The organism is Streptomyces albiflavescens, from assembly GCF_014645835.1.
GTDB classification, from domain to species: Bacteria; Actinomycetota; Actinomycetes; order Streptomycetales; family Streptomycetaceae; genus Streptomyces; species Streptomyces albiflavescens.
In genome coordinates this window covers 1-7,853 of the sequence record NZ_BMMM01000039.1, presented here as the reverse complement: position 1 = coordinate 7,853, position 7,853 = coordinate 1, and the positions used below count along the sequence as shown (strand labels likewise).

Annotated in this window: 8 protein-coding genes and 1 pseudogene; 3 read left to right on the top strand and 6 right to left on the bottom strand. The window is 67.9% G+C overall.

Going from position 1 to position 7,853, the window contains the following annotated elements; all coding sequences use genetic code 11:
• Positions 1-247: 247 nt before the first annotated feature.
• The 5 genes from IEY95_RS48320 to IEY95_RS48300 all read right to left on the bottom strand — a co-directional run bounded on the left by IEY95_RS48320 (position 248) and on the right by IEY95_RS48300 (position 5,360).
• The gene (locus tag IEY95_RS48320) at positions 248-430 is read right to left on the bottom strand and encodes a hypothetical protein (RefSeq protein ID WP_189192713.1); all 183 of its coding nucleotides are present in this window, start codon (positions 428-430) and stop codon (positions 248-250) included.
• 57 nt (positions 431-487) lie between these two features.
• Entirely contained in the window at positions 488-895 is a 408-nt protein-coding gene (locus IEY95_RS48315; protein ID WP_189192712.1) for a zinc-binding dehydrogenase, read from the bottom strand.
• An 805-nt stretch (positions 896-1,700) separates the two neighbouring features.
• Positions 1,701-2,903, bottom strand: a complete 1,203-nt coding sequence (locus tag IEY95_RS48310) for an alpha/beta hydrolase (RefSeq protein ID WP_189192711.1) — start codon at positions 2,901-2,903, stop codon at positions 1,701-1,703.
• 319 nt (positions 2,904-3,222) lie between these two features.
• Complete coding sequence (locus IEY95_RS48305; protein ID WP_189192710.1) at positions 3,223-3,999, bottom strand: hypothetical protein; 777 nt, start codon at positions 3,997-3,999, stop codon at positions 3,223-3,225.
• 473 nt (positions 4,000-4,472) lie between these two features.
• Positions 4,473-5,360 carry an SDR family oxidoreductase gene (locus IEY95_RS48300; protein WP_189192709.1) on the bottom strand — a complete coding sequence of 296 codons (888 nt, stop codon included), beginning with the start codon at positions 5,358-5,360 and terminating at the stop codon, positions 4,473-4,475.
• Between the two features lie 88 nt (positions 5,361-5,448).
• On the opposite strand from IEY95_RS48300, the gene IEY95_RS48295 reads away from it, so the two are divergent.
• From IEY95_RS48295 to IEY95_RS50065, 3 genes and pseudogenes are all read left to right on the top strand, one after another.
• Positions 5,449-6,084, top strand: coding sequence for a TetR/AcrR family transcriptional regulator (locus IEY95_RS48295; protein WP_189192708.1), 636 nt, complete (start codon positions 5,449-5,451; stop codon positions 6,082-6,084).
• A gap of 141 nt (positions 6,085-6,225) precedes the next feature.
• Positions 6,226-6,555, top strand: coding sequence for a transposase (locus IEY95_RS48290; RefSeq protein WP_229703878.1), 330 nt, complete (start codon positions 6,226-6,228; stop codon positions 6,553-6,555).
• Between the two features lie 223 nt (positions 6,556-6,778).
• Positions 6,779-7,039, top strand: a pseudogene (locus IEY95_RS50065) (transposase); the annotation flags it as partial.
• Positions 7,040-7,100: 61 nt separating this feature from the next.
• Here the strand turns inward: IEY95_RS50065 and IEY95_RS50060 are convergent.
• Positions 7,101-7,637, bottom strand: coding sequence for a hypothetical protein (locus IEY95_RS50060; RefSeq protein ID WP_229703877.1), 537 nt, complete (start codon positions 7,635-7,637; stop codon positions 7,101-7,103).
• Positions 7,638-7,853 lie beyond the last annotated feature (216 nt).

The window sequence follows — 7,853 nt, the reverse complement described above, 5'->3', positions numbered from 1 at the left end:
CCCCCTGCCCCGAACATCCACCACCAGCCCAAACCCAAGAACCAGAGCAACCTAACGGAGTCCTACCAGCGCCTTGCTCGGTGGAGGAGATCCAGTGCGTCACCCAGACCCGGCGCCGCATCCGCTGCACCGCCAAGGTGCTCGGCCCCGGCTCCCCTGCGTGGCGTCTGGACCCTGGGTGGACGCTTAGAAGTGGTGTCCGGGAGCCGAAGGTGCGCTGACGGATGGGCGACGTGGTCTGCGGCGGTCACGCACCCAGCATGGGGCGTTCCACCGGCTCCTCGCCCAACTCCTCGTAAACCCAGTGTGCGTTGCGTGGTGCCTGGTTGCGGGTGTACGAGGTGAGCAGGGAGAGGACCTCCTGCCGGGCTTGGCCTTGGGTGATGCCGCCTGCCCGCCGACGACTCAGGACGCCTTGGACCCGGGCCACTTCCGCGCCTGGCGGGCACCGTGGCCCAGCATCAGGATCGGGCGGTGCCCGGTCGGGTCATGCTCGGGTGAGAACGATCTTCTTACCGCCGGCCCGTCCGGTAACCACCCGGGCAAACGCAGCCGGTCCCTCGTTCAGCGGCAGGGGTTCCGGTGCGAGTTTCAAGGTTCCCGCGGCGGCCTGCTCCGCCAGCTGGACAAGCTGCGCGGCGTTGGGCTCGACGTAGAGGTCCCAACTCATGATGCCTCGTTCCTCCGGAGGCGCGTCCGAGGTAAGGGAGCACAGTCGGCCGCCGTCCCGCACCAAAGGCAGGGCGGCGTCCGCCGTGCTGGTGGCGATGATGAGGGCGGCGTCGAACCCGCCGCGTACCTTGGCCGACCAGTTCGGGTCGTGGTAGTCGACGACCTCCATCGCTCCCAGACCGAGCACGCGCTCTGCGGCGGCAGCAGACGCGGTCGCGGTCACCTCGATGCCCTTCGCTCTTCTCCCGGTACACCGGCCGCACCGGAACCCGACGGCTCCGCGGTGGCAACGGGGCCCTTACCAGCCACTGCAGGAACGCGCCCAACTACGGCAGGGTCGGCGCCGCCCAGGCGATGCCCACGTGGTGGCAGTACGACAGGTACAAAGCCGCGCGCCCAGCGTAGACACGCTCGGTGCTCACAGAGCTGTCCGCCCTGCGTAGTCCCGCAAGGTAGGCACATGCCTCCGGACTCAGTTCGTACTGGCCGTTCACGACCACCCACATCTCGGAACCGTCCGTTGGCGATATCTCACGTTCTGCCCTGAACACGCGAGGCGGCAGAGATGCAAAAACAGTAGCGGGTCATCGAGGCCGGCCCGCCGACGGCTGTCGACGGTCACGTATTTCCCCATCGGCAGCGTCAACTTCCCCGGCCGGATGTTCGAACCTCAGGCACTTGGCTGTGTTCGTTTCCCCAGGGGTCCCAGTAGTTCTCGCCGAAAAAACAACGGAGTGGCCGCTGGCCTGAGCAGATCCGTAGATCAAGCAGTGAGAGCGGTGGGCCGGGGAAGTTCTACGGCGGATGAGTCGGCGAGCGCGACTCGGCTGCCCCTCAATTCGGGTACGTAGCTTGTAGATCGTGTTCCTGCTGACGCCGAGGAGCTAACCCTCCGTCCCGTGAGTCGAGGCCGAGCGAGAACAGGTGCCGGACATGATCACGCCTTACGCAGAGTCGGCCGTGCTCACGCCGGGGCCCGGTGTCGGCCGGCCCCGGCTCGTCCACGTGTCACCCGCGGCCCGGGGCACTCACTCCACTTCCGTCACCACGCCGTCCGCGTCCATGACCCAGCTTCCGCTCTCGACGCCGTACACCTTCTTGTCTTCGAGCCACTTCCACGACATCTGCTGCAGGATCTGGTTGGCCCGACGTTCCCAGACCGGATTGTGGTCCCAGCCCTCGACACGGATCATCAGCTTGTCGGCACCCGGAATCGTCTTGTAGAGCTCCGGAACGGAGAAGTGCAGCACCGGCCCCAACTCCTCCGCCGTGTTGGCCGTCGTGTCCTGGTCTCCGTAGACGATGCACACCGGCACGGCGGTGCCGAGCGTGGAGCCGTAGGGCACGGTGCTCGTGTTCCAGCCCCACCAGTAGGAGTTGCGCCACCGCATGATGCCTTCGGGTGCCCCCGCGGTCGGGCCGCCCCACTTCTGGCCGGTGCTGTCGCTGTCCATGATGGCCTGCCACACGTGGCCGGCCAGGTCCTTGTCACTGATGGTGGCTTGCAGGCCCGCCTTGCTGGTCAGGTTCATCGGGAAGCCGAAGACCGCGGGCGGCTTGGACTCGGGCTGCGTGGGCAGACCCGTGCCGGGAGGCGGAGCGAAGGGCGCGGCGGTGTGTGTCGACCATCGGCCGTTCGGGGGAAAGATGGGCGCGAGAAGGAACAGTCTTGCCACGTCCCCGGGATTCTGCAGCGCGTACGGACCCATGACGAACGCGGCCGCGGACCAGCCGATGAAGGAGACCTTCTCGTTGCTGCACCGTGCCCTGATGAACTTGACGACGGTGGCCAGCTCGTCCCATTCGCTCTGGGAGTTGCCCAGTTGGTGCGGGTAGGGCGCTGTCGGGGAGCAGGTCCCCGTGCCGGGATTGGTCTTCAGGAGGCCCCGCTGGGCCGGGTTGGCGTTGCAGGGGTCCTCCATCTTCGGGCGGGGGGAGAGCCCGGAACCCTGGAGGTCCATGATGAACACGTCGTAGCCCTTGCCCGCCAGGTCCTGCGCCCAGCTGTAGCTGGTGTCCGGGTGCGGGGAGCTGCCCTTCGGAGGGAGCACGAGGTCGAAGCCAGGCAGGGCCGGAACGCTCCTGCCGTGGAGCATGAGAACCGGCTTGGGGGTGCCGCCGGATCCAGCGGCCTTGTATTCCCGTACGAAGAGCTCGATCTCGTCGCCGAAATTCGCCGGGATGGTCGATTTGTGCTTGACCTTGTGGTCCACGGGAGTCAGTTGCGGCATGGTCGCCTCCGATGGCTGTTCGCCCTGGGGAACGGTTGTTCCCGGGGGTGGTCAGCATCTCTGTCGCTCTCGGCCGGTACGGGGAGCCGGGACGGCGGGTCGCATGGACGGTGACTGATCGGGTGGGCGCCGCTCCTCCGATTGGCGGGGCGCGCCCTGGGGAGCGCGTCAGCGACTGCGCCGCAGGCCCGGGAACCCGTCCGGGAGCGGGGCGAGTACGGGTCGTGGTTAGCACCTCAGGCTCGAACGCTTGGGCGGGGAAGTTGCCGCTAGTGACGGGGAATTACGTGACGTTCCACAATGGCACCGTTGCCGCGGCTCACGGCGTGGGTGCGCTGCGGAACGTGTGGGTGCGGTGCCAGGCGAAGTACGGTTCGCGCTCGGGCGTCCACCAGGGGGTGGTACGTGTGGCGAGGTGGTCGTTGATGTGCTGGGCCACGGCCGGCGCCGCCCCGGCCAGGTGGCTGATGCGGAGCCAGCCGCCCGGTGCGACGGTGATGAAGCCGCGTTCGTACAGGCCGTCGCAGCCCAACAGGCAGGCGAGCATGGCAACGTGCTGCAGGTCGCGCTTCTCGTCGTCGGTGCAGGCGGCCCGCTTCTTGATGTGCGCGGCAATGAGGAAGGCGGCCGGCAGCACCCGTCCGTACAGGGCGCACTCCCCGATGGGACCGGGCAGCAGGACGCGTTTGAGGTGGGCCTGTTCGCCGCGGTAGGCGCGCTCGGCGCTGCGTTCCAGGGGGCCGGTGTAGGTGGTGATGGCCTGCTGGGTGGCGGTGCCTTCGTCGTCGGGCGTCAGGGCCTGGAAGGGTTCGAGCGTCAGCAGGCTTTGCAGCAGGTCGGCTTCGGTGTCCGTGAAGGCCTGGAAGCGCATGATGTTGCGGGTCGGCTTCCAGCCGAGCAGGTCGCGGACCTCCTCGAGGGGGATGTCGAAACCGCGGGCGCCGGACAGCGCGTACATGTACTCCCACGTGGCGCCAGTGTCGTCACTGCCCCACAGGCGGTGTGCGAGCGCATGGTCGCGCCAGGTCAGAGCGACGGTGCCGCCGAGGTAGAGACGTTTGTCGCCGCTGAAGAACACCCAGGATCCGGACTCCATTTTGCGGATCTCGGGACCATGTCACCGCCGGTGCAGGCGATGAACTCCGCCCCCAGCAACGGGCCAAGGACACGTCGGCGTGGTCGTCTGCCGGGATCAGTCAACCGATCGGCGAGGGAGGCTCGGGTGCCCGAGCTTTGGGCGGGGACGGATGCGGGCAAGGCCGCGCATCACTGCACGGTGATCGACACGCCGACCACACCGCTACCACCGTCGGCTCCTGCGCGTCTTCTACCTCTCCGCCCAGATCGCCGCCCGCTTCTGTCCCACGCCGCAGTGACTGCTGCCTCGGCCATCGCCCGGGCGCCACGAACCTCTGCCGCGGCCGTGGTCAGCGCCCTGGCCAGGGCGGTGCTGGCTCTGGACGAAGAAGCCGTTGTCTTACCGATTTTGAGGTTTGCTGGTCGAACGGGAGTCCCGCGGGATTTTGGTGCTGGCCTGGCAGACGAGGAACGCGCCGAAGGCGGCGTGCATCAGACGCCTTCCGCGACGCCCGGCCGGTTGCGCTCCAGCCAGGCCGACAGCGACAGCGGCTGGCCGTACCGGGCCCAGACCGCGCTGGAGTCGACGAGTTGCGGCTGGGTGTCGAGTAGCACGCCCATCTGCATCTGCCGGGCAAGGGCCTGGTTGAACGGCTTCATCAGTGTGCTCATCGCCCGGAGCATGCCGAGCGGCATCTTGTTCTCTCCCTTGATCCGCGTGCTCAGTGAAGCCGCAATGAGCTCGTTGACCTGGGTGAGCGTCAGCGCCTCTGGTCCGCCGAGGTCGGCGGACCAGCCTTCACCTGGGCGTACGGCCAGCGCCGCCGCCACCCGGGCGACGTCCTCGCCGGCCACCCACAACACCGGGTTGGCGCCCGAGCCGAGCACCATGGCCTTCCCCTTCTTGGTGATCGACTCTGCGAGCATCTCCACCCAGGTGTCCATCAGGTGGGTGGGCCGCAGGATCGAGAACGGCAGTCCGCTGGTACGCAGCGTGCGCTCGACCTCGAACTTGAGACGGAAGAACTCGACCGGGCTGTCGGGGCGGGCGCTTGCGGTCGAGAAGTACACGAAGTGCTCGATCGCGGCGTCCAGTGCGACGCCGATGAGGCTCGGGATGCCCGCGCCCTCAACGCCCCGGGGACCGTTCGCTCCCTTGCCGCCACCGCCCTGAGCGGTGCAGACGATCGCGCTGGCGCCGGTGACGGCCCGCACGAGCGACTGTCTGTCGTGCAGGTCGCCCGCGACGACCTCGACGTCCCCGGCGACCCTCGCCGAGGAGGGATCGCGGGTGACGACGCGCACCATGTGCCTGTCGTTGCGCAGTTGGTCCACGATCTGGCGGCCGACCTTGCCGGTACCGCCGAAGACGACGATCACGCTTGGCTCCCTAACAGTGTCCAGAAGGCTATCAACGTTAGAAATTAGATCTGCGATAGAATGCCGGTGTCAATGGGAGGACGAACGCGTGACGACCAGAGCCAAGCCCGCGCAGCCCGAGCCGAGCGCGAGCCAGAAGCGGCGTGAACGGGAGCGTCAGCAGATGCGCGCGCGGCTGCTGGAAGCGGCCAGGAACATTGCGGCAGAAGACGGCTGGAACGCGGTCACGATCCGCCGCATCGCTGACAAGCTCGAATACACCGCGCCGATCCTCTACCAGTACTTCTCCAGCAAGGAGTCGCTGCTCATCGAGCTGATGATGGTCGGCTTCGCCGAACTCACCGACCAGCTGAAGGTGGCCGCACAGACCCCGGCACCAGAGCGGCTCGCCGCGATGGCCGAGGCGTACTGGGAGTTCGCGTTCACCTCGTCCGAGCTCTACCAGGCGATGAACGGCATGGACGGGGTGCCGTTCGGCACCGCCGAGACCCCCCTTGAGGCCAAGGCTGCCTTCCGAACGCTCCGCACCGCCCTGCAGAGCATTGCGGAGGCGAGGGGCGCCGAGCTGGCCGACGCCACCGGGGCGGTCGACATTGTCTGGGCTTTCCTTCACGGATGTGTGTCGCTGGCAATGGCCGGCCGGGTCGCGGGCGGAGTCGAGCGTGCCAAGACGCTCATGCTGAACACCCTGGAGCCGCTGTTCACCGCCCAGCTGCGGAGTTAGTAGCAGTCGTTTTCTGATCTTGAGAGATGCGCGTCGAACGGGAGTCCCGGTTGGGTGGTCGTGGGGCGCTTGGCGCATACAGGCGGGGCCTCCTGAACGGCTCGTTGGTGTCGAATCACCGAGCAGCAGCAGGAGGCCCCGGTGCCGCAGTTTTCCGTGTCGATGGCCTGGCAGTCCAGCTCGGTCGCCCTGGAGTGTGACTGCCTGGCTCACCGGTTCGGAAACGCCGCGGATCACCGGGTGCGTGAGCCGCGCTACCCGTCGGACATGACGGACGCGGAGTGGGCGGCCATCCGGCCGCTGCTGCCAGTGCCGGGCTGGCTGCGTGGCCGGGGCGCGCGGCCGGAGGCGTACTGCCACCGGCAGATGCTGGACGCGATCAGCTATCTCGTGGACAACGGCATCAAGCGGCGCGCCATGCCGGCCGACTTTTCGCCATGGGACCGGGTGTACGCATTCTTCCGCCGCTGACGCGACCACGCGCTGGTCAAAGAGTTCCCCGACCGGCTGCGCGCGCAGGTCCGCGGGATGCTGGGGCGGGATGCCGAGCCGACGGCAGGGGTGATCGACTCGCAGTCCATCAAGACGGATGCCGTCGTCGGGTCGGACAGCCGGGGCTTCGACGGCGGCAAGTTGATCAACGGCCGTAAAGCCGCACGTCGTGGTCGACACGCTCGGCCTGCTGCTGGGGGTGATGGTCACGAGCGCGGATGTCGGCGATCGCACCGCCGCCCAGGTCCTGCTCGGGCAGGTGGCCGACGCGCACCACCTGCTGGCCCTGGTCTGGGCTGATGGCGGCTACACCGGCAGTCTCGTCGAGTACTGCCCTACCGCGCTCGCGCTGGTCCTGGCGATCGTCAAGCGCAGTGACGAGCAGAAGGGGTTCGTGGTGCTGCCCAAGCGGTGGATCGTGGAGCGGTTCTTCGCCCATCTGATGCGCACCCGCCGCCTGGTGCGCGACTTCGAGCGGCGCACAACCAGCGCCGAAGCGATGGTCTACTGGTCGATGATCCTGCTCATGACCCGCCGTCTGGCCCGGTCACGCCCGCAGCGAGCGCGAACCGGCCCGGCTGCTGCTCGGCCAGCCAGCCGCGCGCGACCAGGCGTTTCGCCTTCGACCGCAGTGCCTCCACCCGCGCCGGCACCACGTCCATGCCGAACAAGGCGGCCATCTCCTGGCAGGTCAGCGGTCCTTGACCGAGCCGGAGACGGCCCGCGAGGGCCCGCAGGATGCGCTGGTAGTCCACCGACAGCACCGACCAGGAAAGGCCCTCGCGCCACACCGGCACCTGCGACTTCGCCTTCGCGGCATCCCGAACCGCCGACGGCACCTCCGCATCCCGCACATCCGGGGCGACCTCCGTGCCGGCGGTGCTGCCGCCGTCCGGAGCCAGCACCGCATCGACCCGCCTGCGGGCGATTGCCCACTCCTGCCATTCCTGCTCGGCCACGGCGAGCTCGGCCTGAATGCGGTCGGCCTCCTTACGCAGTTCGTCGACCCGACGGCGAGCGGCGAGCTCGTGCTGTTCCAGCAGTCCGACAACCGACGGCATCCGCGACCTCCCGGGAAACGGCGACCCGACAGGCCACCACTCCCACGGAAGCACCACTCCTATCCCCGACCAGCGGAAACGCGGCGATCACGTCCGGAAAGACAACAGCTTCTTAGCTTGATCATTAACCTCGCTGCTGTTTCAGGCGGGCGTGTTCGGTGAGGGTTTCGATTCGTTTCACGGTCTTCCCAGGCTCGTGACGTGGGGCTGACCTGA

What these genes read in the sequence shown, in the direction of transcription:
- IEY95_RS50060 (WP_229703877.1), bottom strand. Translation starts at nt 7,637, where the DNA reads ATGCCGTCGGTTGTCGGACTGCTGGAACAGCACGAGCTCGCCGCTCGC.
- IEY95_RS48310 (WP_189192711.1), bottom strand. Translation starts at nt 2,903, where the DNA reads ATGCCGCAACTGACTCCCGTGGACCACAAGGTCAAGCACAAATCGACC.
- IEY95_RS48305 (WP_189192710.1), bottom strand. Translation starts at nt 3,999, where the DNA reads ATGGAGTCCGGATCCTGGGTGTTCTTCAGCGGCGACAAACGTCTCTAC.